Genomic DNA, 24,565 nt, shown 5'->3' with positions numbered 1-24,565 from the left:
CAAAAGAGACGGCCGCAACCGACGTGCGCCCCGTGGATTAAAAATGGTCCATAAGCCGTTTGAACAACCCGCCCAAACCGCTCTCTTTAGGGTCAACTAGCACGTTCCGTTCCAGTTTTCTCGCGATCCGTTTAACGATCATCTCCAGCTCGTTCGTGGGAGTCGCCGTCGGAAAATCGCGGGCGAAAAGGGCCCGCTTTTTAACGCTGGTCGAAATCTTTGGATCGTTCGACACCTGCCCCAGGTAGTTGAGCCGGAGCGAGGGGCCGATGTTGGCCTGGGCGACCTTGTTGATCTTCTCAAACAGCGCTTCGGCCTCTTTGGCGCTGCGAACCTGGTTCATGATGACGTTGATCTCGTCGCGCAGGCGAGACGTGACCTTGATCGTCGCGTAGGCATCGGTAATCGCCGCGGGATCGGGAACCGTGACGACGATCACGTCGTCACACGCCCGCAAGAAAAGCTGGATGTGTTCGCCGATTCCCGCCCCCGTATCGATGATCATGACATCCAGATCTTCGAGCACCTCCGCTTCGTCCATGAAGCGCTCGAACAGCCCCCCCGACGCGTACTTGAAAATCTCTTCGCCGCTTTCGCCGGGGATCAGGACAAGGTTTTTTTCGATGGGTACCAGTATATCCGCGACCCCCGCCTCCCCTTTGAGGACGTGGAGGATGTTTTTCTGGATCTTGACGTTGAACATCACATCCAGGTTGGCCAGCCCGATATCGGCATCGAATATCCCGACTTTAAGCCCGTATTTGGCCATGATGTAGGCCATATTCGAACTGATCGTGCTTTTCCCGACTCCCCCCTTGCCGCTGGTAATGGCGATAAAACGGGTTTTTTTCGCGGTCGCCTTGCGGTTTTGGCTTACCAGCGCTTCGAGTTTCGCGGCCTGATGGATCATGGGGTCTGCCCCTTACGGAAACCGTGCAGCAGGCAATCGACCAGAAAGTCGCTGGTCGCTACCACCAGATCTTCGGGGACTTCCTGCCCGACCGAGAAATAGCTGACCGGGACTTTCGTCTCGTATACCAGCGAAAAAATGTTCCCGAAACCGCGCGTTTCGTCGAGTTTGGTGAACATCATCGTATCGATACCCAGCGGCGCAAAATTGTCGTACGTCGCTTTGAGGTCTTCGTATTTGATCGAGCTGGGCATAACCAGGACGACGTCGACGCTGTACTCGGTATCGTTGGCGCGAAGGCACTCGTAGATCTTTTCGATTTTCCCTTTGTCGTAAGGCGACGACCCCATCGTATCGATCAGGATGTAATCGCTGTACCGCAGCGCGTTGAGCGCGTTGGAAAATTCCGGCGGGTCCACGACCGTCTCGATCCCCAGTTTCATCATCCGGGCGTACTGCATCAGCTGCTCTACCGCCCCGATCCGGTAGGTATCCAGAACCACCAGCCCTACTTTGTACTTTTTCTCCAGCAGATACGAGAAACGGGCCGCGAGTTTGGCGATCGACGTGGTCTTGCCAACCCCCGTCGGGCCGACGAGCATGATCACTTTCTTCGCTCCGTTCTTGGGGGAACTCTCCAGTCGGACCGGTACCATTTTTCGTAGCAACACCTGGAAGTAACGTTTCACCGTCTCGGAACTCTCTCGCATTTTGGAAGGCATGTGCTCGAGGGTGAGCTGCATGATCTGATCGAGGTGATCCTGATCCATCCCGCTCTCGCGGGCAAGGCGGTAGATTTCGGCAAACTCAGGGGGGATTGCGTTCTGAAGCCGCGGCGCTTTCTCGTCCCAGAACATGTTCTGGATCAGTTTCACCTTGTCGCCGAGCTTTTCGATTTCGTCCTTGATCCGCCGGATGTCTTCGGTCTCGACGGTGGGAGCTTTTCGGGCGGCAGGCTTCTCCTCTTCGGTCACTTCGGCGATTTTGGAAATCTGCTTGGCCGCTTCGGAAATATTGTAGAGGACGTCGCTGCTTTTTTGGGCGAGCGGACGCTGTTTGGTGAGCGGTTCTTCGATTTTGGGTTTGGGAACGTTCCCCTCTTCGACACCGACAACGATCTCGTACAGCGCACTCTTGCCGAGCGATTTTTTCTGTATTTCGCGGGTCTCGATGAGCATCGCCTCTTCGCCCACTTCCAGCTGCGCCTTTTTGAGCGCTTCGGCAGGGGTGGAACCGCTAAATGTCAAGATTTTCATATCGTCTCCGTAGAGTTTTTCCCCTCGAAGGCAGGCTTCGCAGCGGGATCAGCACGCTTAATCGTTCGCTCCAGTGAGGGTGGGGAATAATCAACTCTTTGTATTGTACCACCCGATCCTCAAAAAACAGAATATCCAGGTCCAGCGTCCGGGGCGCGTTGGGGAAACTGCGCGTCCGTCCGAACCGTTTTTCAATCCGCCACACGCGTCGAAGCAGCGCCCGCGGTTGCAGCGAGGTTGCAATCTCGATGACGGTATTGTCGAAATCGGCCTGTTGCGCGTATCCGAAAGGGGGATTGCGCAAAATCGCTCCGGTCCGCGTGACCCGCAGCTGCGGGGATCGTCCCAGCGCTACCCGCAACCGCTCGATACGGCGCAGAGTGTCGCCGATGTTGCCGCCGACCCCGATCAGGACGCGATAGCGATACCCCTCGGCGCTGCCGAAGCGGCGCGGGAACATCGGGTTCACGTACAGACAATGACGGGCATCGAGCCGACGGCGCAGGAACATTAGGCTTCCGCCGTCTCCTGCTGTTGTTGCTGCTGTGCCTGGCGCAGGGCGTTGATTTCACCGAGAATCTGCATCATCCCCATCATCGCAAGATGGTACCCGAACGGGCCGAAACCGATTACCGACGAGGTGCATACCGGCGCCGTCATGCTTTTCTGGCGGAACTCTTCGCGGCGGTAAATGTTGCTGATGTGCACTTCGATCGTCGGAAGGTTCACCGCGGCGATAGCGTCACGGATCGCGATCGACGTGTGGGTGTAGGCGGCGGGATTGATGATAATCCCGTCCGCATCCCCGTAACATTCCTGAATACGGTCGACCAGCTCGCCTTCGAGATTGCTTTGGTAAAACTCGATCTCGATACCGTTTTGTACGGCAACCTCTTTCATCTGCGCATGGATCTGTTCCAGGCGCATCGGACCGTAGACCGACTGTTCCCGTACTCCCAGCATGTTGAGGTTTGGCCCCTGGATTACGACTATTTTCATTGACTGACCTTTTGTTCTCTTTTTTTAGGGGTAGATTATAAAGGGTTCTACTTTATAAGCAACTAAATCGCCGGGGAGTCTGCGTATTCGACCCGGTTGCGCCCGTTTGCCTTGGCACGGTACAGCGCTTCGTCGGCGCGGTGCAAAAGGCTCTCCTGGGTATCCCCGCCGGTAAACAGTGCCACCCCGAACGATCCGCTCACCCGCCCCACTTCGGCAATGGGGTTTTGTTCGATCACACCGCGCAGTTTTTCGGCGGTGTAGAGCGCACTCTCACGATCGACGTCGGGGAGGAGGCAGACAAACTCTTCGCCCCCCCAGCGGGCCAGGATATCGCCGGTGCGGACCGTATCGGAGAGGAGATGGGCGATCTCGACGAGCACGCGGTCACCCGCGGGGTGGCCGTAGGTGTCGTTGATTCGTTTGAAATGGTCGATGTCGGCGATGATCAGGGCGAACGAGTGGTTTTCGTCCCAGCAGCGGCGCTGAATCATGTTTTCGATCACTTCGTTGAACTTGTTGCGGTTGAACAGTTTGGTCAGCGGATCGGTGATGGAGAGGAGCTCGATCCGTTTTTTGTCGGTGATGTCGTGGAAAATCACCGTATGCCGCAGGGGTTCCTCATCGAGGATCGGGGTGATAACCGCATCGAGCCATACCGTCTCTCCCCCCTTGCGGGTCGCATTGATCTCACCCGACCACCGTTTCCGGGCTTCCACCGCCTTACGGAACATCTTCGGATCGGAATCGGCAATCCCGTCGCTGAAGATGAGATTCAGCGCTCTACCGACCACCTCCTGCTCGGTGCAGCCGAAAAATTCCAAAAATGCCGACGTCGCTTCCAGTACGGTACAGTTTTCATCGATTTTGACAATCAAAAGGTTCGCATCGATAATCATCTGGTCGCGGTGGAGTTCGGCGTTGAGTTCGGCAATCTGGCGCATCTGCGACTGAAGCGTCAGTTTAAGCTCGTGCAGGTCGCTGATGTCGTAGATCGACACCATGACCGACGATTCGGCCGGAATGTAAGGGGAAATCGTCACCTGCAGCTGCATGTTCCGCAACAGCGACGTCGTGATTTTGGTCCGGGGAATCTCGATAAAACGGTTCTGAAGCGAAGCGTCGTAAAAGGTCGGCGACTCAAGCCGCAGCGTTGTGCGGATTTTACGGGAGAGGACCTTGTAATCGATCTGGGGGTAAAAATCGCGGAGGTTTTTTCCGACGATCTCGGATGCCGGAATCGAGGTATTGATTTCAAGCCACTTGTTCCAGTAGCGGACGTCGTAGTTCTCGTCGATGATGAAGACGCCGATCTCCAGCGCATCGAGGAGGACGTTCGGGTAGGGAATGACTTGCATCAGGCGAAAAGCTCCTCGAGTTTACGGTCGATCAGCTCTTTGAGGCGGAGGATCATCTCCCCTTTGGTAAGGATGAAAATGTGCCCGCTGATCTGCTGGTTTTCAAATTCCATCTGGGTACTGATGATGATGATACGGTGGTAATTGAGGCGGTCTTCGGGGCTGATCAGGTCATTGCCCTCCACCACCTCGGTAGAGGGGACGAAAAACTGCACGCGGGTATTGAGTTCCTCGGTCAGGCGGCTGATCATCGTCGCGCTGAGGATGTTGGTCAACTCAATGACCGCATCGAGGATGTCCCCTTGAGAAGGGGTGCCGATATCATAGAGGTGATGGCCGAGGTTGAGGGCCGAGGGCTCGGAAATGACAAACAGAAATTCGCCGCTGAACGTCCCCCCGAAAAGCTGTTTGGTGACATAGCTGCGCTGATCGGCGGGAACGGTCCGGTGCAGGTAGCCGTGCAACCCTTCCATGTCGCTGATCATGATGTCGGGGATATGCATTTTCCCGAACGCCTGCAATAAATCCGCGATGCTGGCGGTGGCGTTCCCCATCGCGATGTTCATCAACTCCCGGAGGATGTCGAGGTGATCTTCTGAAAATCCGTTCTGGTCCATGGTTCCTCTTTTAAATGGAGAGCTGTTCGAAAATCGACGTCATTTTTTCCGTCGTGATGGGTTTGGGGACCATCGCTTTGGCCCCGAGTTCGAGGACGAGCGCCTGCGCCTGGCTTTGGATATCGGCCGAAACGATCACGACCTGCGCTTTAGGGTTAAGCGCCATGATTTCGCGCAACGCCTGGTATCCGTCCATCACCGGCATCGTCAGATCCAGAAAAACGATGTCGGGTGCATGCTCCTTGAACAGCTCGAGGGCCACCAGCCCGTTTTCGGCCTCCAGTATCTGGGCTCCGGGCTCCACCTCTTTGAGGGTTTTGATCAGGAACATCCGGGCTACTTTGGAATCATCGACAGCCAATATTTTCACGTTTCCTCTTTTTTCGTTGCATCGTCACCCTCCGCTTTTCGTCACTTCGTCAACGATCCCGCATCGGTATCAACATGATTATAGCGCAGAACCCTTTAAACGATTTTGCTTTATACTTTTCGCGTTCATATCCCTTTCGAAAAGGCCACACGTGCACATTCTTCTCGCCGACGCCGTATTCACCGACGGCACCCTATACCGCGACCACGGGGTCGTTTTCGAGCGCACGGTCCTCGCGCTCAAACCCAACAGCGAACTGCGGAGCGAATACGGCCCGGCCTGCACCGAGCTGGGAGAGGGATCGGTCCTGCTTCCCGGGCTCGTCAACCCCCACGTCCACCTGGAGTTTTCCGCCAACCGCGCGTCGCTCACCTATGGCGGTTTCATGCCCTGGCTCCAAAGCGTCATCGCCAACCGCGACGACCTGATCGGCGGCTGCGGCGAAGAGTGCGTGGACGAGGCGACAGCGCTGATGCTGCGCAACGGGATCACGGCGTTCGGAGCGGTCAGTTCGTACGGTTTTGATCTCGATGCGTGTGTACGCGCCCCGCAGAAGGTGGTCTATTTCAACGAGTTGATCGGTTCGGACCCCGCGATGGCGGACGCGCTCTACGCCAATTTCCAAGAGCGTCTTTTTGCCTCTCAGTCAGAAGCGCGGGAAGGATTTTTCCCCTCGGTGGCGATCCACTCCCCCTATTCGGTCCATCCCGTACTGATCCGCAAAGCGCTCGATTACGCCAAAGCCCACCGTCTGCGGGTCACGGCCCATTTCATGGAAAGCCCCGCCGAACGCGAATGGCTCGATCATAACGACGGCGATTTCAAGCCTTTTTTCGAAAATTTCCTCCGTCAAAACCGCGCGGCCAACACCCCGGACGCGTTTTTGGAGTGTTTTGACGGCATCCCTACCCTTTTTACCCATGCGGTTCAGGCGAACGATGACGAACTCGCCCGTATCGCCGCGGGGAAACATACCCTTATCCACTGTCCGGTCTCCAACAGGCTTTTGGGCAACGGCGTACTCGATCTTGAACGGCTTGAGCAGCTCGGGATACGATGGGTATGCGGAACCGACGGGCTGAGTTCGAACTATACCCTGGACCTGTTCGAAGAGATGAAAACGGCACTTTTCATGCACCCGCAGCGTGATCTGCTCGACCTGGCATACCGTCTTTGGAACGCGTCGACACGACACGCCGCCGATGCCCTCGGGCTCAATTGTGGTACAATCTCCGATGGTTACGATGCCGATCTGCTCGTCGCGCGGATCGACTACCCGATCAACGATCAGCTCCCGCTGCATCTGCTGCTGCGCCGCCCGACGATCGAATCGGTCTACATCGAAGGAAATAAAGTCAAAGGATAACGCGCATGGAACGGATCAAGACCGTTATTGAAAAAATCGGCGCACTGATCGCCTTTATCCAGAACCACTTCAAGGCGACCTTGCTGGTCCTCTTCGTCATATGGTTTCTGATCCCCTCGGACGAAGAGGCGATCGCTTCCCATAACCTCGAAAAGATCGTCCTCACCGGCCCGATCCTCGAAGCCGCCCCGATCCTCGAACAGCTCGAAGAGGTCGAAGAAAACACCGACGTCAAAGGGGTCTTGTTCTGCATCGATTCCCCGGGCGGAGCCGTCGCTCCATCGGTCGAAATCGCCTACGCTATCAAACGTCTGCGCGCGACCAAACCCATCGTCGTCTACGCCTCGGGGCTGATGGCAAGCGGAGGATACTACGCCGGGATATGGGGGAATGAGATCATCGCCAACCCCGGCAGCATGATCGGCTCGATCGGCGTCATCATCGAAGGGGCCGACATCTCGGGCCTGATGGAAAAAGTGGGGGTGAAAACGCAGGTTGTACACGCGGGAAGCTACAAACAGGTCGGAACCTTCGACCGGGCGTGGAAACCCCACGAAAAAGCCGAGCTCGACAAAGTGATCACGGGGACCTACGATATGTTCGTACGCGACGTCGCCCGCGCCCGCCGCCTCGATCCACACCAAAGCGGCACTTACGCCGACGCCCATATTTTCACCGCGGAACAGGCGCAGAAAGTGGGGCTGGTCGATAAGCTGGGAGTGGAATACGACGCCAAAAAACGGCTTGCCGAACTGGCCAAGGTAAGCGACCCGGTCTGGAACCGCGAAGACCCCATGGAAAAATTCTTCAAACAGTTAGCCGTCGAAGGGGCCTCCATGGCCTACACGTGGTTTCCAGCCCTCACCCTCAAATAGGCCGGGATTCGATCACCTCGGCGGTGACGACGCGCCGGTCGTTCATCGCTTCAAAACGGTCTCCCGCGTTTAACGTCTCCAAATCGACCACTTTTCCCTCTTTCGCGATCTGGGCGAACCCGCTTTTGTTTTTGTGTCTGGGGTGCTGCGCTTCGTAGGCGTTTTTCATCTGAACGACCATGTTCTGTTTTTCGCGCAGCCGCTGGAGGATTTCACGCTCGAACCGTTCTTTGAGGGTCGGCAGCTCCCGGGCGGATGATTGCAGTTTTTGTCCGATCTGCATCCCGAAGCGTTGTTTCAGCTCGTTGAGCATCTCTTTTTGAAGTGCGAGGCGATGCTCGATCCCGTGGCGTTTGAACGCCTCTTGCATCATACGCAGCTGCTCGCGTTTACGTTCGAGCCGCTGGGCGATCAGATGGGATGCGCCGTAGCGCATTTCGTCGATCGTCTGGAAGAGTTCGTTGCGATCAGGCAGCAGCATCTGCATCGCCGCACTGGGAGTCGGCGCCCGCAGGTCGGCGACATAGTCGGAGATCACCCAGTCGATCTCGTGCCCCACCGCCGAAACGGTCGGCGTGTTCATCGCGGCTATCGCGTCGGCAACGATCTCTTCGTTAAACGGCCACAGATCCTCGATGCTCCCGCCCCCGCGTCCGGCGATGACGGCATCGGCACCCAACGTATCGGCATAATGAAGTGCTGCGGCGATCTGGGCCGCGGCGCGGTCCCCCTGTACCAATACATCCAGCACGACGAGTTTGACCAAAGGCCATCGATGCGAAGCGACCCGCTGCATATCCTGCAATGCCGCTCCCGTGGCAGACGTAACCAAGACAATCGTTCGGGGGAATTTGGGAAAACTTTTTTTACGGGCGGGGTCGAAATACCCTTTGGCTTCGAGACGCTGTTTGAGCTGCTCGAACGCGACCGAAAGGGCTCCCTGCCCGTAAGGTTCGGCGCCGAAGCAGTTGATCTGGTATTCGCCACGGGGTTTGTAAAGCGACAGGGCGCCGTGAATCACGACGCGCGAGCCTTCTTCGAGACGAAATTTCAGCCGTGCCGCGTTACCCCGGAACATCACGCATTTGATGGAAGATTCGGCATCTTTGAGAGTGAAATAGACGTGTCCGCTGCCGTGGTGGGTGATCCGGGAGAGTTCTCCCTCCACGCTGACGTATTCGAACGACGTTTCAAGCAGCGTTTTGATCTGTTCGTTGAGCGAAGAGACGCTGAGGGCGGGGGTCATTTTTTGCGGGCGATCAGCAGTGTGGAGATGTCCATCGAAAAGCTTTTGGCATACAGCATCTCGAACCCAGCGGCATCGAGTTCCTGCGTCATTTTGCCGACGGTAAGGAACCCTTCGATCGAATCGGGCAGATAGCGGTAGGCTTCGTAGTTTTTCGAGATCAGCCCCCCGACGCGGGGGAGGACGTTGTTCATGTACCAGTCACGGATTCTTCCCAGCACGGAAGGGTTTTCGTTTTTCATGAATTCCAAGATTACGACCAGCCCCCCTGGCTTGAGGACGCGGTTGAATTCGTCGAGCGCTTTTTCTCGCTCTACGACGTTGCGGATACCGTAGGAAATGCTGATGATATCAGCCGACGCATCGTTTCGCGGGATGGCCGTCGCCGGGGCAATCGTAAACGCCAGATCGGGAAATTTTTCCCGGCCGACGCCGACCATCCCCTCGCTGGGATCTACTCCGACGATTTCGCCGACATGGGCGCCCGCTTTTTGGGCACGGCGCTGCCAGTACCCCATCATGTCTCCCGTCCCGCAAGCGACGTCGACGATCGAATCGAGCCGCTTGGAAGGACAGTATCCGTACGCCAGATCGCACGCCTTGCGCCGCCAGAACGTATCGATCCCCATACTGAGGACGCGGTTCGCGGTATCGTAGGTGGGCGCGATGTCGTTGAACATCGAGACAATTTTTTCTTGCTTGGTCATCACTCGGGCTTCTTTCGTATGGTTTTCATCCAAAGGCGTATGTCATCGGAGATTGTAGCGTGCAGTACCTCAAACTCCTCTGTAATGCTCCCCATTCCGACCGATCCGCCGCCGAATTTCGGGGCGACGTAACCCAGATGCCAGTCGCAATAGAGCGCGCAGGAGGCCATCATCCCCGCACCCCCCTCGATCATCACAAGGCGGTAATCGCGCATCCTCTCCAGCGATGATTCCACGTATACCTTACGTCCCTCGACGTTAAAGAGGGGAATCGAGCGGTCAAAATCATCCGTGCGCGAATAGATCAGCACATCTGGGGCGCGGCCGCCGATCAAGCGGGCATCCAGCGTCGGGCGGTCGCAGCGTACCGTATTGCCGCCGATCACGAGCAGGTCGCATTTGTCCCGCAAGGCATGCACATGAATGCGCGAACCTTCCGAGCTGATAATGCCGCCATCAACCGTTCCGTCAAGTCTCTGAGCCCATTTGAAAAACGCGAACGTTCGGTTCTGCCACCGTACAAACGGTTCCAGCAACGCTTTGCCTTCCTCTTCCATGACGCCGAAGCGACACTCGGTTCCCGCATCCGAAAGCATCCGTGCGCCGCCCGCGGCGGCTGGATTGGGATCCTTGCAGGCGATGTCGAGGGATTTGATCCCCATATCGCGGATCAGCATCGCGCACGAGGGGGTTTTTCCGCTATGGGAGCACGGTTCGAGGGTTACAGCCATGGAAACGTGTTCGAAAATGCCGTTGTGATGCGTTCGGAGATAGTCGTGTATGGCGTGGGAATCGTCGCACTCGGCAATCATACTGTCGCCGCTGAGGCGGACATAGGCATCACGTAGCGCATAAACCTCCGCATGGGGACCGCCCGCTTTTTTATGGGCGCCTACCGAAAGGATTTCGCCCGAGGGGCCGACGCATACGGCGCCGACGGCGGGATTGGGAAAAGTCAGAAGCTGGAATTCCCACGCCACATCGAGCGCGAGTCGCATCGGGTGGGCACGGGCGGAGGGTTTCATTACCACTCGAAGTAGGTTTTGGCCTTGCTGATGGAGCGGAACGGGATCTTTTTCTCCCCTTCGCCGGTCTGAAGAAGGATTTCATCACCTTCCACGCCGGCAAGTTCCCCTTCGTATTTCTCTTTTTCCATGGTGGAAAGGACCACTTTCTCGCCGATCGAACGCTTGAAATGCTCCAGCGTCTTGAGCTTGCGCTCAATACCGGGCGAACTCACCTCAAGGCGGTATTCGCCGCCGACGGGAGGGGTGACGTCCAGCAGCGGAGAGATCAGGTGGGTCGCTTCGACGCACTGATCGAGGTTAACCCCGCCCGGCGCCGTGACACTGACGCGGAAAATGGTGTGTCCGTTTTCGTTGAGAATCGCCGTATCGTACAGGGAAAGCCCGATCGATTCGACCATTTTTTGGATATCGGTTTCGAGACTCATTCTTTCTTCTCCTTGGCGATTTGGGCGAACAGCGCTTCGATTTTTTTGCTTTTTTCCAACGTGTCATCAAACACGAACGCGAGTTTCGGAGAGCGGAACCATCCCTGCTCGCGCATGCAGTACTCTTCGATCAGCGGTCGAGCTTTTTCGAGAAGTTTTAGAAAAATACGCTGCTCTTCGGGGGAAAAAATGCTCGGGTCAAGATAAACTTTGGCGTCGCTGCGCCCTTTGGAACATTGAACGTCGACGACGTCGATTTCCTTCAAACGCTCGTCTGAGAGCTGGGAAATCGCTTCGGGAATCAGCTCTTTGAGAACCGATTCGGTCCGTTTGAGTTTGATTTCTGCGGGCGTCACAGCGTTACTTTCGTCTCGATTTTCGTGAATGTTTCGATAACGTCGCCGACGCGGACATCGGTGTAACCGTCAAGGACGACACCACAGTCGAATCCTTTTGCAACCTCTTTGACGTCGTCTTTGAAACGCTTGAGCGACGTCAGATCACCCTCGTGAATGACGACGCCCTCACGGATAACGCGTACCATTCCGCCGCGGACAAGTTTGCCGTCAACGACCACACATCCGGCAACGGTTCCCCCTTTAGGAAGCGGGAACGTATCGCGTACTTCGGCCTGTCCGGTATTCTCTTCGCGGAATTTCGGCGCCATCATGCCCGTCAGCATCGCCGTGATATCGTCGATCAGCTGATAGATGATCGAGTAGGTCTTGATGTTGACCCCCATCTGTTTGGCCATTGCGTTGACGTTTCCGGTCGGCCGGACGTTGAACCCGATCAGGACGCAGTTTTCGCTGTTATTGACCAGCGCGACGTCGTTTTCGGTGATACCGCCCACCCCGCTGGAGATGACGTCAACTTTAACCTCTTCGTTACGCAGCTCGGCAAGAGAGTTCTTGATCGCTTCGAGTGAACCGTGAACGTCGGTTTTGAGAACCACTTTAAGTGCTTTGAGACGCCCTTCCGCGATGAGGGAGGTCAGTTCGTCGAGCGTTGTTTTCGTACTGTGCGAGAGCTCGCGGTGACGGTCGTATTCGTACCGTTTCTGAGCGTATTCGCGCGCTTCTTTGTCGCTTGGCATCGCCAGCATGATCTCGCCTGAGGGAGGCACTTCGTTGAGACCGACGACGACGGCCGTTTCGCTGGGCCCGATTTTTTTGAGCTGCGCTTTGCGGTCGCTGATAAGGGCACGTACGCGTCCGAATGCGCTTCCGCAGACGATGTTGTCCCCGACACTGAGCGTACCGTTTTGGACAATGACCGTCGCGACCGGCCCGCGCCCTTTTTCAAGGGTACTTTCGACGACGACCGCTTTGGCCATTGCTTTGGGATTGGCGCGCAGTTCCATCACTTCGGCCTGCAGCAAAATTGCTTCGAGCAGTTCGTCGATCCCCGTCATCGCTTTGGCCGATACGCCGACGAACTCGACATCTCCGCCCCACTCGACGGGGTTGAGTCCCAGTTCGGCCATCTGTGCTTTGACCATATCGGGATTGGCGCCGGGTTTGTCCATTTTATTGACGGCCACGATCACGGGGACGCCCGCTTCTTTGGCATGTTTCACCGATTCGCGCGTTTGCGGTTTGACCCCGTCGTCCGCCGCAACGACGATAACGATGATGTCGGTGAGCTGTGCGCCGCGTGAACGCATTGCGCTAAACGCTTCGTGCCCCGGGGTATCGAGGAACGTAATGAGTTTGCCGTGCTGTTCGACCGAATACGCCCCGATATGCTGGGTGATCCCTCCCGCTTCGCCGGCGGCGACACGGGCATTTCGGATCGCATCGAGCAATGAGGTTTTACCGTGGTCGACGTGCCCCATGATCGTGATGACCGGGGGACGTTCTTCCATCCCTTCCTCGTCTTCGGCCGCGATCTCTTCGTACGCTTCTTCGAGGTTGAAAGCGTCTTTGGGATCGATCGTCGTCACTTCGACGCCGAATTCGCTGGCGAGGATTTCGATCTCGTCTTTTCCGAGGAAATCGTTTTTCGTTACCATCATTCCGAGGTTGAAGAGAACTTTGATCACTTCGGCCAGAGGCTGGCGGATTTTTTCGGCAAACTCGTAGACACGGATGTCTTCGGGAATCTCGACGTGGGTGACCGCCTCTTCCTCTTTGCTTTCTTTGGTATATTTTTTACGCGCTTCCCGCGCTACCTGACGCGGTTTATTGCGGTTGGCACCCTGTTTTTTCCCCGAATTACGCCCGATCGGTTTTTTCTCTTTGGGCTTTTGCGGTTCTTCTTCGGGTTCGACTTTCGCATTCAGGTCGCTGAAGTCGAGCAAAACAACCTGCTCGTCCTCGTAGTCCATCGAGATGTCGGAGATATCTCCCCCGAAGATATCGAGTTTGACACCCTGCTCTTTTTTCTGAACCGGAGCGGCGCTTTGGGCTTTTTTGGCGCGTTTGGCCTCGAGTTCGCGCTGGGCTTCAGGGCTCAGCTTGCCGTACTGTGAAACCGCGGCGGCACGCTCTTCGCGCTGAATGGCCTGAATCTCTTCTTCGTTGGGGCGCTTTTTCTTGACGATTTTTAGGCCCGAACGTTTCTGCGGCTCGGCTTCTTCCGCCGGAGCCGTTTCGGCAGCCGCTTCTTCAGCAGGTTTGGGGGCCGCAGTTTCTTCTTGTGCCTCAGCCGCCGGCGCTTCTTCGGCCGGAGTCGGTTTCGGTGAGGATTTGGATGCGGCGCTCTCCGCAGACGCCCCGCTCATGATATAGTTCATGATCTGCTCGGCCTCTTCGATCGAAACCGAACTCGACGCGGTTTTGACGTTCAACCCCATTGCCGCGGCTTTGTCCACGACCTCCTTGGAATTGATACCAAGTTCCTTGGCGATTTCATGAACTCTGACTTTATCCATCATTAACGATGATCTCCTTTAACCGATTCATTAGCATCTCCGTTCCGCCGTGTTTGCACTGGCGGGCCAGCTGGCCCGGAGTTTTTTTATGGTGGGTGCACGAAGGGCAGAGGTAAAAACTTCTCCCTTCACCGCCGTAGGGTTCGAGCGAACCTTCCCGGCATTGTAGACGCAAGAGAGCCGACTGCGCGAAACGTTCGCGGCACACTACGCACATACGTACGGGCTGATGTAACTTTTGCGCCATTATAGCCAATACTTTCTTTATTAACGCTCGACGATCAGCCCGTCGTTGTCAAAGCTGAGAATTTTTACCTCGAAATCGGTAAATTCGGCTTTGAATTTCTGGGCCAGGGATTCCGCATCCTGGTCGTAGACCATGTTGAAAAACGTCGATCCGCTCCCCGAGAGGGTGGACATCAGCGCCCCGTTATCGTAAGCGATCTTTTGCACCGCGAACAGCTCGGGAAGCATCTTCATCCGTACTTTCTGATGAAACCGGTCCTGAGTTGCGAGGCGCAGCATTTCCCAGTCCTCGTTAAAAAACGCCCCTACCGTCACCGCCGTATGGGAGAGGTTGAAAACCGCGTTTTCCTTGCTGTACGAACGGGGCAGCGTAGTGCGGGATTTGGCCGTCGAAATCGGTTTGTTGGGGATGACGACGACCGCTTTGAGATAATCGGGCAGATGCTTTTGCTGCGAAAAGACTTTCTGTTTTTCAACCATCGCCGCGTTGAATCCCCCCATCACGGCGGGAGTGATGTTGTCGGGATGGCTTTCGTACACAAGGGCATGGTTCAGGATTCGCCGTTTGGAAACCTTCACCCCGGCCGCTTCGTGGGCGCAGCTGATCGCGCTGACGATCACGGCCGAAGAACTCCCCAGCCCGCGCGACATCGGAATCTGATTGTAGAACGTGAACTTGAAATTCTGCCGTTTTTGAGTCAGGCGGCGGTAATGTTCGTTAAAAATGCTGACGAACAGGTTGTTCCCCTTGAGGCGCGGGTTGTTCTCCCCTTCTCCTTTGATCGAGACGGCGAAAAAGCGCGAAGGGACGAGTTCGACCTGGTTGCGCAGATCGACGGCTAGCCCCAGCGAATCGAATCCGGGCCCGAGGTTGGCACTGGTGGCAGGTACGCTGACGAACAAATACTTTCCTTATCCTACGGCATCAATCCCGTAATAGGGGAGATTGTCCGTATCAAAATTTTTCGCATCGATCCGCTTCGGGAGGGAAAAGACTCCGCAATCGGGAGATTCGAGCGGTTCTAGCGTAATCGTTGAGCTATTTTTAACAAAATAGAGCTTTCCAACTGCTTTGATGGGACGGTTTTCGTTGAAAAAAAACGCATCCGTCGCCAAAAGGGGGATATTTTTAACGATGCTGAGGGTTTTAAGGAAAAGATAACTCACCTTGATCCCCATGAAACTTCCCGGTCCTTTGGCGTAAATAAGGCTCCGAAAGCGATAGCGTTGCAGAAGCGGCTCGAAAATCTCGGCCAACACCTCCGAACTCATCCCCTCGCTACGGATCTCTTCGACAAGAACGCCCTCTTCGTAGATGCCGACGAGAACAGGCGAGGAGAGCGCGACGATCAGCGCGTCATGCATACGCTTTGGCCAGCTCTTTCGATTCTACCGACGAGAGTTCGACGATCTCGTAGTTGGCCGGATCTTTGAGCAGTTCCAGGGTAAGTTTGTGATTGAGATCGTGACTCCCCGCAAACGCTTCGTAGTTCCCGATGAAATTCATCCCGATCAGCGACATATCACCGATCGCGTCGAGAATTTTGTGACGGACAAACTCGTCGCCGAAACGGAGTCCTTCGGGGTTGAGCACTTTTTTATCGTCAAGGACGACGGCATTCTCAAGACTTCCGCCCAGCGCCAGCCCGATGGAGCGCAGATACTGCACTTCATGTACGAAGCCGAACGTCCGGGCCCGTGCGATCTCGTTTTTGTAATTTTCTTTGGTGAATTTCAGCACGTAGCTCTGACGATCGATGACGGGATGGGAAAATTTGATTGTGAAATCGTAATTCATGTCGTTCGAGGGGATCAGTTTGACATACTTGTCCCCTTCCTGAACGCTTACCTCTTTTTTGATACGGAGGATCTTCTTGGGGACGTCTTGCTGTACGACACCCGCTTCATCGAGCAGCATGCAGTAACTGACGGAAGAACCGTCCATTACGGGAACTTCGTCGGCATCGACGATAATGCGGAGGTTGTCGATCCCGTAGGCGTAGATCGCCGAGAGCATGTGCTCGATCGTCGAAATTGTCACCCCTTCGCGCCCGATCACAGTCGCCATTTTTGTATCGACGACGTTCGAAGGTTCCAGGGGAATCGTGACCCCCGCGTCGCTGCGGTAAAAAACAATGCCGCTGTTGGGAGCCAGCGGCTCCAGGCGCAGCCGCACCGGGGAGCCTTTGTGCAAACCTATCCCGACGAGTTCGACACTTTTTCCTATCGTAGTTTGCATCATGGTGTGTTTTCCTTCTCTCGGGCGGACCGATCCTAGCGAGGGGCGATACCCCTCCTTTGTTGTTATACCGGAATTATACCGTGTTTACTGCTGGTTGATGATGAGCTTGGCGTTTTCGATGACGCTGGTGATGTTGTCGTAGATCCACTTCGCGTCCATCCACTCTTCGGGGCGCACTTCGATCCCCTGCACGAGGATTCCGAAATGGAGGTGATCCCCCATCGCGTAGCCGCTGAGTCCCGATTTGGCGATCTCCTGTCCCGCTTTGGCGACATCGCCTTCCTGGACATGGACGTCCGAGCAGTGGCCGTAGAGAGTGTAGAGGCCGAATCCGTGGTCGATAATCGGCAGGTTCCCGTAAATCCCGTTCATCTGCGAGAATACGACGTTTCCGCCGTTGGACGCGTTGATCTGCCCCATCTGCACACTCGCAAGATCCAGTCCCATATGGTACGCCTGGGAGAAGTTTTTCTTCTCTTTGTAGCTGTAGATGCGGTGATCGCCGAAATCGGCGACTTTCTGGCCGTTGGGCATAGGATAGAACGGCTGCGGGTTGAAATCGGTAATCATCGCGTTCGAGACTTTCGACGTGACCTGATGGATGATTTTTTCGTTGTTCGCCCGGACCGTTTCGTTGATGATCTTGAACTGCTCGAGCCGATCGTCCACCCCGGCAGTCTCTTCGTATTCGTTGGCCAGTTCGGCGATTTTACCGTCGAGGAACGCGTCGCTGAGTTCGATGTTCGAGACGCGATAAACGTGATCCTTCAGACGCAGGGGGATCGAGCTTTTCGTTTCGTTTCCGGCGCGGTCGCGGGCGACGACGGTCGCGCTGAACGTACTCTCCTGAACCGGCCATGCCAGCAGCGACGCGTAATACCCCTCTTTCATGAAAGGCTGGGCGATAAACGTTTTACCGTAGTTCGTCTGGATCTTGAGGCTTTCCATGTGGGGATCGGTTGCCTTGAAAATGACGATGGCCGATCCCCCTTTTTGGATTTTATAGGAGTGTGAGACGATCGAGAGGACCGGACGGCGCTGATCGATGACTAGGGTGCGTTCTTCTTTGAGGGTATTGCCCATGAAGAGTCCCCACAGGCTTCGGTCGGTCGCTTCGATCGTCAGCGTGACCGACTGCGCCTCGACGCGGCGAACTCCTTTGGGTGGGAGAATCTCAAACGTTTTTTTCGACTCGGCGACCGGCGTGTTCTCCTCGGCTACTACCCATTCCTCGTGCGGTGTGGAGATGGTCGCTTTGAACGATTTGAGCCCGCTGGCATCCTCGAGCGTTACGTGCATAGGTTCTTTGAAATTCCAGTACCCCTCATGGCTCACGGTCACTTTCGGATCGTCGCGTTCAAACATCGGTGAAAACGCCATAAATCCGATCGCTCCGATCACTGCTGCGGCAATGACCCATCCTAAAAATCCAGAACCTCTTCGGCCTCTTCTCACTGCATCTCCTTTTGTATCATCATCGTTATCTCTTTGACAAGCTCGCGGACATCGTCATGCTCGATCTTTGCGCCGGCACGGTGTATGTGGCCGCCGCCGCCGAAACGTTCCATGATCTTCGCGGCATCGATCCCCTCGCTCGTGCGAAGCGAGAGTTTGACACCGCCCCCGGGGCGTTCGACGTGCATCAGCGACGCACGGACGTGGCGCATTCCCAGCGCTTCGTCGAGTACCTGCTTGCATTCGGCAACCGTAGCTCCCGTATCCGCCAAAAGCGCCGCATCCACCTCAAAAACCGCCAACGCACCGTCCAGAAACAAACGCATCTCTTTGAGCATCTTCCCTTTTGAGCGGAGCGACGCGAGCGAATTCCGTCCGTAAAGCCATTCGACGCACAGTGCGTGATCGGCTCCCAGACCGATGAGACGGTGTGCCATCTCGAAAGTCCTGGCGTTGCATCCGGGGGATCGGAAACATTTCGAATCGTCCACAAGGCCCGCATAAAGCGAAAGCGCCATTTTACCATTGATTTTTAACCCGTTGGCAACAAAAAAGTCGTAAACGGTCTGGGTGGTACTGATCGCATCGGTATCGATAAAATTATGGGTTCCGAAAAAATCGTTGCTGCGGTGATGGTCGAAGTTGATCAGCGGCAGATCCCGTTCTATCCCCAACCGTCCGTAGCTTCCGCAGTCGAAACTGATCATACAGTCCGCATCTTCGGGAAAACGGTCGGTCACTTTCTCGAACCACGGCAGAAACACGAGTTTTGGGTCAAGCTCCGCCGAAGCGCAAAAAAGGGTGATTTTTTTGTTCAGGCGCAGCAGATAGGAATAAAATGCGCACGCTGACCCGAGCGAATCCGCGTCGGGATTTTTATGGGCGATGAGGACGATATGTTTCGAAGAATCGATCAGTTCGTGCACCATGTCCCCTCCCTCATCGTTAAAATGGGGGCGATTATACCATGCTTCGGGACAATCCGTTCTGGCGAACCGGTCAATATTTCATCATTATTCCGCAGCGCTCTCGAGAACCGCTTCGAAATCTTTCTGCGCCTGCATCAATGCGGCTTTGGCTTCGGCGTCTTCGATGCGGGCACTGCTCATCCAGTTGTAAACGCCGGGGAATCCCATAACGATCTCGTCGGCATCTTTTTTCTTGTACACCATCAGGGTACACGGAGCGAACGCGGCCGCTTCCGGGCGGGTTTTGGCCGCGGTGTAGATCACCTTGAGCTTGCAGATCGAATAGGTGTCGTAGAAATTAAACGGGCTCTCTTCACCCAGGGCGAAGTTGTAGTCGGTGAAGTTTGACATCACAAATCCCGCCGGTTTTAGACCGTCTTCGATCATCATTTCGGTCGCTTCCTTGTCGCTTGCCCAGCTCTCTGCGCTGCTGGCTTTGACGTAACGGCTCAACAGCGGCCCCGAAGCGGGCAGAGAACTGTCGCTGGCGCGTACTTTCGCGTCCGGAAGCGCTTTTTTGAGGGCGGCAAGAACCTCTTTTTCGATCAGGGCGAACTCGGGGGCGTCAAACCCGGCGATTTTTTTCATCGCCGCCGCGGTCAGTACCGACACGTGAAGGTTTTTGTCCCCGTTACGCTGGTAGATTCCAAATCCCATCGGGACGAAAATCCCGGCATCGGGATGGGATTTGACCAGCGTTGCGGCGTGGTTTTTATGATAGGCCGTAAGCAGGTTGAAGACCGTAAAGTCGCTCTGCTGGAACTGGATTTTGAACGGTCCGTTCATCTCGGTATTGGCCGAAATGACGAAGCCGGCATTTTCCAGCCCTTTTTCGATCACGGCCGGGGTGATTTTCCCCTCGGCGTTGGGGACGTCGAAAAGATGGAAATCCCCTCCCAGCAAAGTCGCGGCGCTCAGTGCCAGCGTAAACAGGTATTTTTTAAACATAGGTCTTTCTCCTTAGGGTTGAATGTAAAAAGCGCCTTCGGTCGCGCGTTCGATCACTTCGGCGATCCCTGCCGAAACGATTTCGACATCCTCGATGAGGGCCGATGAAGGGATTTTTTTCGTCTCCATCGTATTGCCGCAGGCGACGAACTCGACACCGTACTGCTGTAACGCGCGCACCCGGACGGCGATCTCTTTCTCGCTTTTGAGAAGGGTACGGATACCGTGGTAATACGCAACGACACGTAGATGGATCTTTTCGGGCCCGTAAAACTTGAGGACGTTGTTGGCGGTGCTGAGGGCATGATGGATCGATTCGTCGTCTCCGCCGCTGATTCCCATCACCACTTCACGCGGTTTGTCGATCGTCGGTGCGGGCTCGGCGAAACGGACGTCCCCGAACGTCAGGGTGCAAAAGAGCACTCCCCACAGCAGCAGTGTTTTCATCATTCCCACTCCAGCACGCGATAGGAGGCTTCGACGTTTTGGCGGTGCGTCCCTTCGTAGAGTTTGTATTTTTTGTACCCGTCCATACTCACTTTTTTAACGGTCTCGTCGATCCCGAGCCCCTCGGCGATCGCGGCGCGGATCTCGTTGCGCATCTGCGTAAAATACTCCCGAGTCATTGCCGCGGCGTGTTTGTCGGTACGCTCTCCGTGCCCTCCGACGACATGCTCGGCCCCCAGTTTGTCCAAATCCTCCAGCGCTTCGATCCAGCCGTTGATGTCACCGCCGCGTACCGAGGGGAGACGGTCGTTGAAGACGAGATCCGCCGCGATCAGCACTTTGGATTTGGGCAGGTAAACGACCATGTCTTTGGCGGTATGGGCTTTGCGCTTCGCAATTTTGAGTTCGAGCGTCTGGTTGCCGACGCTGAGCGTCGTATCGGCACCGATCATCTCGGTCGGGAGCGTCGGGACCGTTTTGGCGTAAGCCTCCGGGGAGATATAGGTTTGCATTCGGGTGGGGGTGCTCGTATCGGCATTGACCCTGAAATCGTCCGAACCCAAAACTCTAACTCCCTGCTCGGTAAAAAAATTGTTACCCAGCCAGTGGTCGTCGTGGATGTGCGTGTTGATGACCAGTTTCACGGGAAGGGGTTTGATTTTCTGCATCGCGTTGTACGCTGAACGGGCGTACATGTAAGAAGGGCCCGTGTCGACGACGACATACCCTTCTCCCGCATCGATGTAGCAGGAGTTGACGATGTTGCCGTTGTTGGTTTTGTCCATGATTTCGGGCTTTCCGAAAAAACAGTGCACGTCGGGGGTAACCCGCGTCGGCTTGAGCGCGTAATCAAACGCGCTCAGACTCGTGACACCGAAAAATAAACTCGCCAACAACGTTTTCATCGCTCAGTCCTTAGAAGAGGTAGTTCACTTCGAAACGGTATTCGTTGTACGAGTTGTAATCTGTTGTCGCCTGAACAGTCTGGCTCGTATACCCGTTTTCAGCATTCACGATCCCCATACGGAATTTAAATTCGGTATTTGGAAGTTCTTTAAATGTTTTCCACAGATCAACCATCAAAATGTTGCGGTCAGTAAATGTTGATGTGAACGCTTTGTTTTCATCAAAGTTCATGTCTTCATACGCAACCATCGCTTTAAATCCTGGGACAAGGCCGGCTTTGTCAAAGTCGTAATCGGCACGGAGCATCCAGTTCTTGGTGTTTGCGATCCAGTCAACCTGAGCCATCAAACGGGTATAGCCGCCTGTCGGAAATCCGCGCCATGGGGCAATGATATCCGCATCGTTCGCGATTTCCGAATAACCAGCCGTCAATGTAAGCGGCCCACCGTTGAGAACCAGACGACCCATGATGATGCTACCGTCAACGCTGTCTCCGGTTGTATAACCTCTTGAAGCCGCATTGGCCGCAGTAACTGCACCGCTTAGCGATGCACCACCAATTTTACCGGCGCCATCATCCATTTGTTTCAAATAACGGATACCCGGTGTAAGTTTCCACGTATCATTCAATTTGATCTGGTAGTTAGCCTCGGCAATCGCCGTGCTGAAAAAACCATTCAGATCAACGTATTCAAGATCAAGTTTCAAATTTGGAATCGATTTATTCGATGCTGTAACAAGAACCATTTCTGGGTCAACATCACCGTTTCCGCGTGCACGGATGTTTGCAGGTGTCAAACCTTTATGCACACCCGAATCGTCGTTCTCATTGTATTTTTCATACGCAATCAAGCTATGAAATGTTTGGTGGTCCCGAAGTTTTTGTTCCATGATATATCCGACCCGAACTGTCGTGTCAGGAAGGTTTTTATTTTCGACAACTGCCGCTTCGAAGGTGTTGGGAACCATTTTTGTGTCATTGGTGGCAAGCATGATGCTATCAATCCCTTGACGTCCGACTTTCACGTTTGTTTTACCGTTTTTGTATTCTCCGTACGCTTCGGCAAGTACTCCGATAGCCCCTTCACTTCCATCTGCACGGGTATGATACGTGTCTTTACCCGCTTTTCCGTAGTTAGTCGTGCCGGATCCAAGTGTATTATCATTATGCATCGGAACCGTACCGTAAAATCCTACCGTAGCTCCGAAACCGTGAAAGTAACCGGTTTTGTAAACCAAACTGCCTCCAAGACCCCACATGTTGTTGTCCTGAACGGCAGAATTTTCATTTTCCCAGTCCCACCAGAACATGTTCGAGCGGAGGCGTCCGTAGACTTCGCCTTCGGTAAACATTTCCGTGATCGAGTTCACTTCACCCGGAACTTTGGTATATTCAACCTGCATGCTCGGTTTAATATCACGATCTTCACTTTTCAGGGCATACGCCGACGTAGAGAATGCGCAGACCGCTGCGGCCGCAATGCTAAGATTCATCAATTTCATCATTCACTCCTTGAGTTGTTAGGTTATCGAAAGAGTGCTTTTAGCACCCTTTCGATCCTTTTTTCGGGCATCCGCACGCATAGTCCATGATCCGGACGTTGCTGTTGGCGCTGATGTCGACCGTTTTCTGGCGGCGGATGTATTCCGCCGTCACATCGTACACAGGGCGGATCAGCTGTTCTCTGAGGTTGCGCCCCGCATTTTGGAGATTGCCCCCCCAGGAAGAGACTTTATAGGTCTTGTTATCGTCAAGTGCCTTGCCCCCTACCATGAGATTGCTGATCCGTTTGCCGCTGGCGGCTCCGATTTTGATGTCGTACGTCACGTTGCCCAGACGGCTCATGTCCCCGCCTTGCTGATAAAGCGGGTTGGCGTTGAACACGTTGTCGGCGATGTCTTCGAGAAGGGTGCGGATCTGTTTTCCCCCCAGCTCGAACGTATAGACGTTCGGATAGGTGATACCGGTCATCTCATAGACGTTGTCCATCGTGATCGCATCACCGCCCAGAACGGTTGTCCCCCAGCGGTATCCGGGGGTGAACGAAATGTCCGAATCCATCGTGGAGATGATGGCGTCGTTGATCAGTTCGTCGAACGTCGAATGGAACGTATCGCGTTTGTAGAGGGTGTTTTTGGTCACCCCCAGGATTTCGCCGAATTCCCGGTCGTAGGGTTTGTACCATTTCGCGATCAGCGCGTCCCCTTCGGGATCGGCGGGGATCAGGTTCGATGCGACGGGGATGAGTTTGTACTCGTACCCTTTGACCTTGTGGTTTTGGATGTCGATATCCAGACGCCCGACGTATTTGCCGTGGCTCCCCGCGATGACGATCACCGTACCGTTGATGACGGTCGGACGCGGCGAAGGGTCGTGCGTATGGCCGCTGAGGATGAAATCGATCCCCTTGACCTGGCGCGCAACCTCCTGGTCGACACTGAAACCGTCGTGCGAGAGGACGACGACACAGTCGACTTTTTCCTCTTTACGAAGCTTGTCGACATACTGCTGCAGCGTATCGAGACGCAGACCGAAACTCCACCCCTGCGTGAACTCTTTGGGGTTGGCGGTCGAGGTGAACGGGAACGACTGGCCGATGATGCCGATCTTGGCACCGCCGCGTTCCATGACCGTGTACGGTTCGAAAATCAGCTCTTCGAAATCGTCGGCAAACGAATCGTCCCCGATGATGTTCTGGGAGATGAATTTGGCGTTGAGCTTCTCGATCAGTTCTTTGACCCGCTGTTTGCCGTAGGTAAACTCCCAGTGACCGACCATGACGTCGACTCCCAGATAGTTCTGCGCATCGACGATCGCCTCGCCCTGCGTTTTGAGCGCAACGCCCGTTCCCTGCCAGGTATCCCCCGAATCGAGAAGAAGGACATTGTCCGCGCCGCGCTCTTTTTTGATGTGGTTGATGAGGGTTTTCATGTGTGAAATTCCCCCCATTTTCCCGAACTTGTGTGCCAGCGCGTCGAAGTTCATATAGGTGTCGAAATAGGCGTCGAGGGTTTTCCCTTTCATCCCGTAGTAATTCAGAAACGACTCCCCGCACAAAAAGCCCGGGGTCCCGGTGAGGTTCGGCGCCGAAATCAGCGTCGAAGGCTCCCGCCAGTAAAGCGGTTTGATATGGGCGTGCATATCGCAGATATGCAGCAGCGTCACGTTTCCGCGCGCTTTGAAATCGTAAATATCCTTGAGGGTCACCTCATCGGCACGTTTGGTGGTTGAAGCCGCCGATGCCGCAGCCGGAAGCCCAAGCCCCAGCGCCGCGGCGATCTGGAAAAAATCTCTTCGTGACAGATCCATAATGATGCCTT

The 24,565-nt window shown here is 55.1% G+C and carries 26 protein-coding genes; 2 read left to right on the top strand and 24 right to left on the bottom strand.

Going from position 1 to position 24,565, the window contains the following annotated elements; all coding sequences use genetic code 11:
* Window positions 1-37: 37 nt before the first annotated feature.
* The 7 genes from E0765_RS10150 to E0765_RS10120 form a co-directional block, all read right to left on the bottom strand.
* Window positions 38-910 carry a MinD/ParA family protein gene (locus tag E0765_RS10150; RefSeq protein ID WP_132813108.1) on the bottom strand — a complete coding sequence of 291 codons (873 nt, stop codon included), beginning with the start codon at window positions 908-910 and terminating at the stop codon, window positions 38-40.
* A complete protein-coding gene (flhF, locus tag E0765_RS10145; protein ID WP_132813107.1) occupies window positions 907-2,166 on the bottom strand; it encodes a flagellar biosynthesis protein FlhF in 1,260 nt (419 codons plus the stop codon). The genes E0765_RS10150 and flhF overlap by 4 nt, the downstream gene beginning before the upstream one ends.
* Window positions 2,147-2,677 (bottom strand): 2-amino-4-hydroxy-6-hydroxymethyldihydropteridine diphosphokinase, encoded by a 531-nt coding sequence (folK, locus tag E0765_RS10140; protein ID WP_132813106.1) that lies wholly within the window; start codon window positions 2,675-2,677, stop codon window positions 2,147-2,149. Before folK ends, flhF begins: the two co-directional genes overlap by 20 nt.
* Entirely contained in the window at window positions 2,677-3,165 is a 489-nt protein-coding gene (aroQ, locus tag E0765_RS10135; protein WP_132813105.1) for a type II 3-dehydroquinate dehydratase, read from the bottom strand. Before aroQ ends, folK begins: the two co-directional genes overlap by 1 nt.
* A 62-nt stretch (window positions 3,166-3,227) precedes the next feature.
* Window positions 3,228-4,523 carry a diguanylate cyclase gene (locus E0765_RS10130; RefSeq protein ID WP_132813104.1) on the bottom strand — a complete coding sequence of 432 codons (1,296 nt, stop codon included), beginning with the start codon at window positions 4,521-4,523 and terminating at the stop codon, window positions 3,228-3,230.
* Complete coding sequence (locus tag E0765_RS10125; protein WP_132813103.1) at window positions 4,523-5,140, bottom strand: chemotaxis protein CheC; 618 nt, start codon at window positions 5,138-5,140, stop codon at window positions 4,523-4,525. Before E0765_RS10125 ends, E0765_RS10130 begins: the two co-directional genes overlap by 1 nt.
* Window positions 5,141-5,150: 10 nt before the next feature.
* A complete protein-coding gene (locus E0765_RS10120) occupies window positions 5,151-5,510 on the bottom strand; it encodes a response regulator (RefSeq protein ID WP_165921742.1) in 360 nt (119 codons plus the stop codon).
* A gap of 151 nt (window positions 5,511-5,661) precedes the next feature.
* Between E0765_RS10120 and E0765_RS10115 the strand changes: the two genes are divergently transcribed.
* On the top strand, window positions 5,662-6,876 hold the full coding sequence (locus E0765_RS10115; RefSeq protein ID WP_132813102.1) for an aminofutalosine deaminase family hydrolase: 1,215 nt from the start codon (window positions 5,662-5,664) through the stop codon (window positions 6,874-6,876).
* Window positions 6,877-6,881: 5 nt separating this feature from the next.
* Complete coding sequence (gene sppA / locus E0765_RS10110) at window positions 6,882-7,751, top strand: signal peptide peptidase SppA (protein WP_132813101.1); 870 nt, start codon at window positions 6,882-6,884, stop codon at window positions 7,749-7,751.
* On the opposite strand, the gene xseA is transcribed toward sppA, so the two are convergent.
* The 17 genes from xseA to soxB form a co-directional block, all read right to left on the bottom strand.
* Window positions 7,744-8,997, bottom strand: coding sequence for an exodeoxyribonuclease VII large subunit (gene xseA / locus E0765_RS10105; protein ID WP_132813100.1), 1,254 nt, complete (start codon window positions 8,995-8,997; stop codon window positions 7,744-7,746). The genes sppA and xseA overlap by 8 nt on opposite strands.
* A complete protein-coding gene (gene ubiE / locus E0765_RS10100) occupies window positions 8,994-9,704 on the bottom strand; it encodes a bifunctional demethylmenaquinone methyltransferase/2-methoxy-6-polyprenyl-1,4-benzoquinol methylase UbiE (protein WP_132813099.1) in 711 nt (236 codons plus the stop codon). The genes xseA and ubiE overlap by 4 nt, the downstream gene beginning before the upstream one ends.
* Window positions 9,704-10,729, bottom strand: a complete 1,026-nt coding sequence (gene ribD / locus E0765_RS10095; RefSeq protein WP_132813098.1) for a bifunctional diaminohydroxyphosphoribosylaminopyrimidine deaminase/5-amino-6-(5-phosphoribosylamino)uracil reductase RibD — start codon at window positions 10,727-10,729, stop codon at window positions 9,704-9,706. Before ribD ends, ubiE begins: the two co-directional genes overlap by 1 nt.
* Complete coding sequence (locus E0765_RS10090; protein WP_132813097.1) at window positions 10,729-11,157, bottom strand: ribosome maturation factor RimP; 429 nt, start codon at window positions 11,155-11,157, stop codon at window positions 10,729-10,731. Before E0765_RS10090 ends, ribD begins: the two co-directional genes overlap by 1 nt.
* Window positions 11,154-11,513 carry a 30S ribosome-binding factor RbfA gene (rbfA, locus tag E0765_RS10085; protein WP_132813096.1) on the bottom strand — a complete coding sequence of 120 codons (360 nt, stop codon included), beginning with the start codon at window positions 11,511-11,513 and terminating at the stop codon, window positions 11,154-11,156. Before rbfA ends, E0765_RS10090 begins: the two co-directional genes overlap by 4 nt.
* Window positions 11,510-14,032 carry a translation initiation factor IF-2 gene (infB, locus tag E0765_RS10080; RefSeq protein WP_188109940.1) on the bottom strand — a complete coding sequence of 841 codons (2,523 nt, stop codon included), beginning with the start codon at window positions 14,030-14,032 and terminating at the stop codon, window positions 11,510-11,512. The genes rbfA and infB overlap by 4 nt, the downstream gene beginning before the upstream one ends.
* The gene (locus tag E0765_RS10075; RefSeq protein ID WP_132813094.1) at window positions 14,025-14,279 is read right to left on the bottom strand and encodes a DUF448 domain-containing protein; all 255 of its coding nucleotides are present in this window, start codon (window positions 14,277-14,279) and stop codon (window positions 14,025-14,027) included. The genes infB and E0765_RS10075 overlap by 8 nt, the downstream gene beginning before the upstream one ends.
* A 20-nt stretch (window positions 14,280-14,299) precedes the next feature.
* Window positions 14,300-15,181 carry a homoserine kinase gene (gene thrB, locus E0765_RS10070; protein ID WP_132813093.1) on the bottom strand — a complete coding sequence of 294 codons (882 nt, stop codon included), beginning with the start codon at window positions 15,179-15,181 and terminating at the stop codon, window positions 14,300-14,302.
* Between the two features lie 9 nt (window positions 15,182-15,190).
* Window positions 15,191-15,643: a hypothetical protein gene (locus E0765_RS10065; protein ID WP_132813092.1), complete on the bottom strand. Its 453-nt coding sequence runs from the start codon at window positions 15,641-15,643 to the stop codon at window positions 15,191-15,193.
* Window positions 15,636-16,520 (bottom strand): UDP-3-O-acyl-N-acetylglucosamine deacetylase, encoded by an 885-nt coding sequence (lpxC, locus tag E0765_RS10060; protein ID WP_132813091.1) that lies wholly within the window; start codon window positions 16,518-16,520, stop codon window positions 15,636-15,638. The genes E0765_RS10065 and lpxC overlap by 8 nt, the downstream gene beginning before the upstream one ends.
* An 84-nt stretch (window positions 16,521-16,604) precedes the next feature.
* A complete protein-coding gene (locus tag E0765_RS10055) occupies window positions 16,605-17,975 on the bottom strand; it encodes a M23 family metallopeptidase (protein WP_132813090.1) in 1,371 nt (456 codons plus the stop codon).
* Window positions 17,972-18,904, bottom strand: a complete 933-nt coding sequence (locus E0765_RS10050) for a bifunctional oligoribonuclease/PAP phosphatase NrnA (protein WP_132813089.1) — start codon at window positions 18,902-18,904, stop codon at window positions 17,972-17,974. The genes E0765_RS10055 and E0765_RS10050 overlap by 4 nt, the downstream gene beginning before the upstream one ends.
* Before the next feature lie 84 nt (window positions 18,905-18,988).
* Window positions 18,989-19,891, bottom strand: a complete 903-nt coding sequence (locus E0765_RS10045; RefSeq protein WP_132813088.1) for a DUF302 domain-containing protein — start codon at window positions 19,889-19,891, stop codon at window positions 18,989-18,991.
* 12 nt (window positions 19,892-19,903) lie between these two features.
* The gene (locus E0765_RS10040; RefSeq protein WP_132813087.1) at window positions 19,904-20,341 is read right to left on the bottom strand and encodes a DsrE family protein; all 438 of its coding nucleotides are present in this window, start codon (window positions 20,339-20,341) and stop codon (window positions 19,904-19,906) included.
* Window positions 20,338-21,243, bottom strand: coding sequence for an MBL fold metallo-hydrolase (locus tag E0765_RS10035; RefSeq protein ID WP_132813086.1), 906 nt, complete (start codon window positions 21,241-21,243; stop codon window positions 20,338-20,340). The genes E0765_RS10040 and E0765_RS10035 overlap by 4 nt, the downstream gene beginning before the upstream one ends.
* A gap of 10 nt (window positions 21,244-21,253) precedes the next feature.
* Window positions 21,254-22,747 (bottom strand): OprD family outer membrane porin, encoded by a 1,494-nt coding sequence (locus E0765_RS10030; protein ID WP_165921741.1) that lies wholly within the window; start codon window positions 22,745-22,747, stop codon window positions 21,254-21,256.
* A 40-nt stretch (window positions 22,748-22,787) separates the two neighbouring features.
* Window positions 22,788-24,554 carry a thiosulfohydrolase SoxB gene (gene soxB / locus E0765_RS10025; RefSeq protein WP_132813084.1) on the bottom strand — a complete coding sequence of 589 codons (1,767 nt, stop codon included), beginning with the start codon at window positions 24,552-24,554 and terminating at the stop codon, window positions 22,788-22,790.
* Window positions 24,555-24,565 lie beyond the last annotated feature (11 nt).

This window comes from Sulfuricurvum sp. IAE1 (genome assembly GCF_004347735.1).
Taxonomy (GTDB): Bacteria; Campylobacterota; Campylobacteria; order Campylobacterales; family Sulfurimonadaceae; genus Sulfuricurvum.
Note: the sequence above shows the minus strand (reverse complement) of the source record. Positions and strands in the feature narration are given on the sequence as shown.

What these genes read in the sequence shown, in the direction of transcription:
- E0765_RS10090 (WP_132813097.1), bottom strand. Translation starts at nt 11,157, where the DNA reads ATGAGTCTCGAAACCGATATCCAAAAAATGGTCGAATCGATCGGGCTT.
- E0765_RS10045 (WP_132813088.1), bottom strand. Translation starts at nt 19,891, where the DNA reads ATGTTTAAAAAATACCTGTTTACGCTGGCACTGAGCGCCGCGACTTTG.
- aroQ (WP_132813105.1), bottom strand. Translation starts at nt 3,165, where the DNA reads ATGAAAATAGTCGTAATCCAGGGGCCAAACCTCAACATGCTGGGAGTA.
- E0765_RS10150 (WP_132813108.1), bottom strand. Translation starts at nt 910, where the DNA reads ATGATCCATCAGGCCGCGAAACTCGAAGCGCTGGTAAGCCAAAACCGC.
- E0765_RS10040 (WP_132813087.1), bottom strand. Translation starts at nt 20,341, where the DNA reads ATGATGAAAACACTGCTGCTGTGGGGAGTGCTCTTTTGCACCCTGACG.
- E0765_RS10075 (WP_132813094.1), bottom strand. Translation starts at nt 14,279, where the DNA reads ATGGCGCAAAAGTTACATCAGCCCGTACGTATGTGCGTAGTGTGCCGC.
- xseA (WP_132813100.1), bottom strand. Translation starts at nt 8,997, where the DNA reads ATGACCCCCGCCCTCAGCGTCTCTTCGCTCAACGAACAGATCAAAACG.
- E0765_RS10130 (WP_132813104.1), bottom strand. Translation starts at nt 4,523, where the DNA reads ATGCAAGTCATTCCCTACCCGAACGTCCTCCTCGATGCGCTGGAGATC.
- E0765_RS10125 (WP_132813103.1), bottom strand. Translation starts at nt 5,140, where the DNA reads ATGGACCAGAACGGATTTTCAGAAGATCACCTCGACATCCTCCGGGAG.
- folK (WP_132813106.1), bottom strand. Translation starts at nt 2,677, where the DNA reads ATGTTCCTGCGCCGTCGGCTCGATGCCCGTCATTGTCTGTACGTGAAC.
- ubiE (WP_132813099.1), bottom strand. Translation starts at nt 9,704, where the DNA reads ATGACCAAGCAAGAAAAAATTGTCTCGATGTTCAACGACATCGCGCCC.
- ribD (WP_132813098.1), bottom strand. Translation starts at nt 10,729, where the DNA reads ATGAAACCCTCCGCCCGTGCCCACCCGATGCGACTCGCGCTCGATGTG.
- flhF (WP_132813107.1), bottom strand. Translation starts at nt 2,166, where the DNA reads ATGAAAATCTTGACATTTAGCGGTTCCACCCCTGCCGAAGCGCTCAAA.
- lpxC (WP_132813091.1), bottom strand. Translation starts at nt 16,520, where the DNA reads ATGATGCAAACTACGATAGGAAAAAGTGTCGAACTCGTCGGGATAGGT.
- E0765_RS10065 (WP_132813092.1), bottom strand. Translation starts at nt 15,643, where the DNA reads ATGCATGACGCGCTGATCGTCGCGCTCTCCTCGCCTGTTCTCGTCGGC.
- sppA (WP_132813101.1), top strand. Translation starts at nt 6,882, where the DNA reads ATGGAACGGATCAAGACCGTTATTGAAAAAATCGGCGCACTGATCGCC.
- infB (WP_188109940.1), bottom strand. Translation starts at nt 14,032, where the DNA reads ATGGATAAAGTCAGAGTTCATGAAATCGCCAAGGAACTTGGTATCAAT.
- E0765_RS10050 (WP_132813089.1), bottom strand. Translation starts at nt 18,904, where the DNA reads ATGGTGCACGAACTGATCGATTCTTCGAAACATATCGTCCTCATCGCC.
- soxB (WP_132813084.1), bottom strand. Translation starts at nt 24,554, where the DNA reads ATGGATCTGTCACGAAGAGATTTTTTCCAGATCGCCGCGGCGCTGGGG.
- E0765_RS10035 (WP_132813086.1), bottom strand. Translation starts at nt 21,243, where the DNA reads ATGAAAACGTTGTTGGCGAGTTTATTTTTCGGTGTCACGAGTCTGAGC.
- E0765_RS10030 (WP_165921741.1), bottom strand. Translation starts at nt 22,747, where the DNA reads ATGAAATTGATGAATCTTAGCATTGCGGCCGCAGCGGTCTGCGCATTC.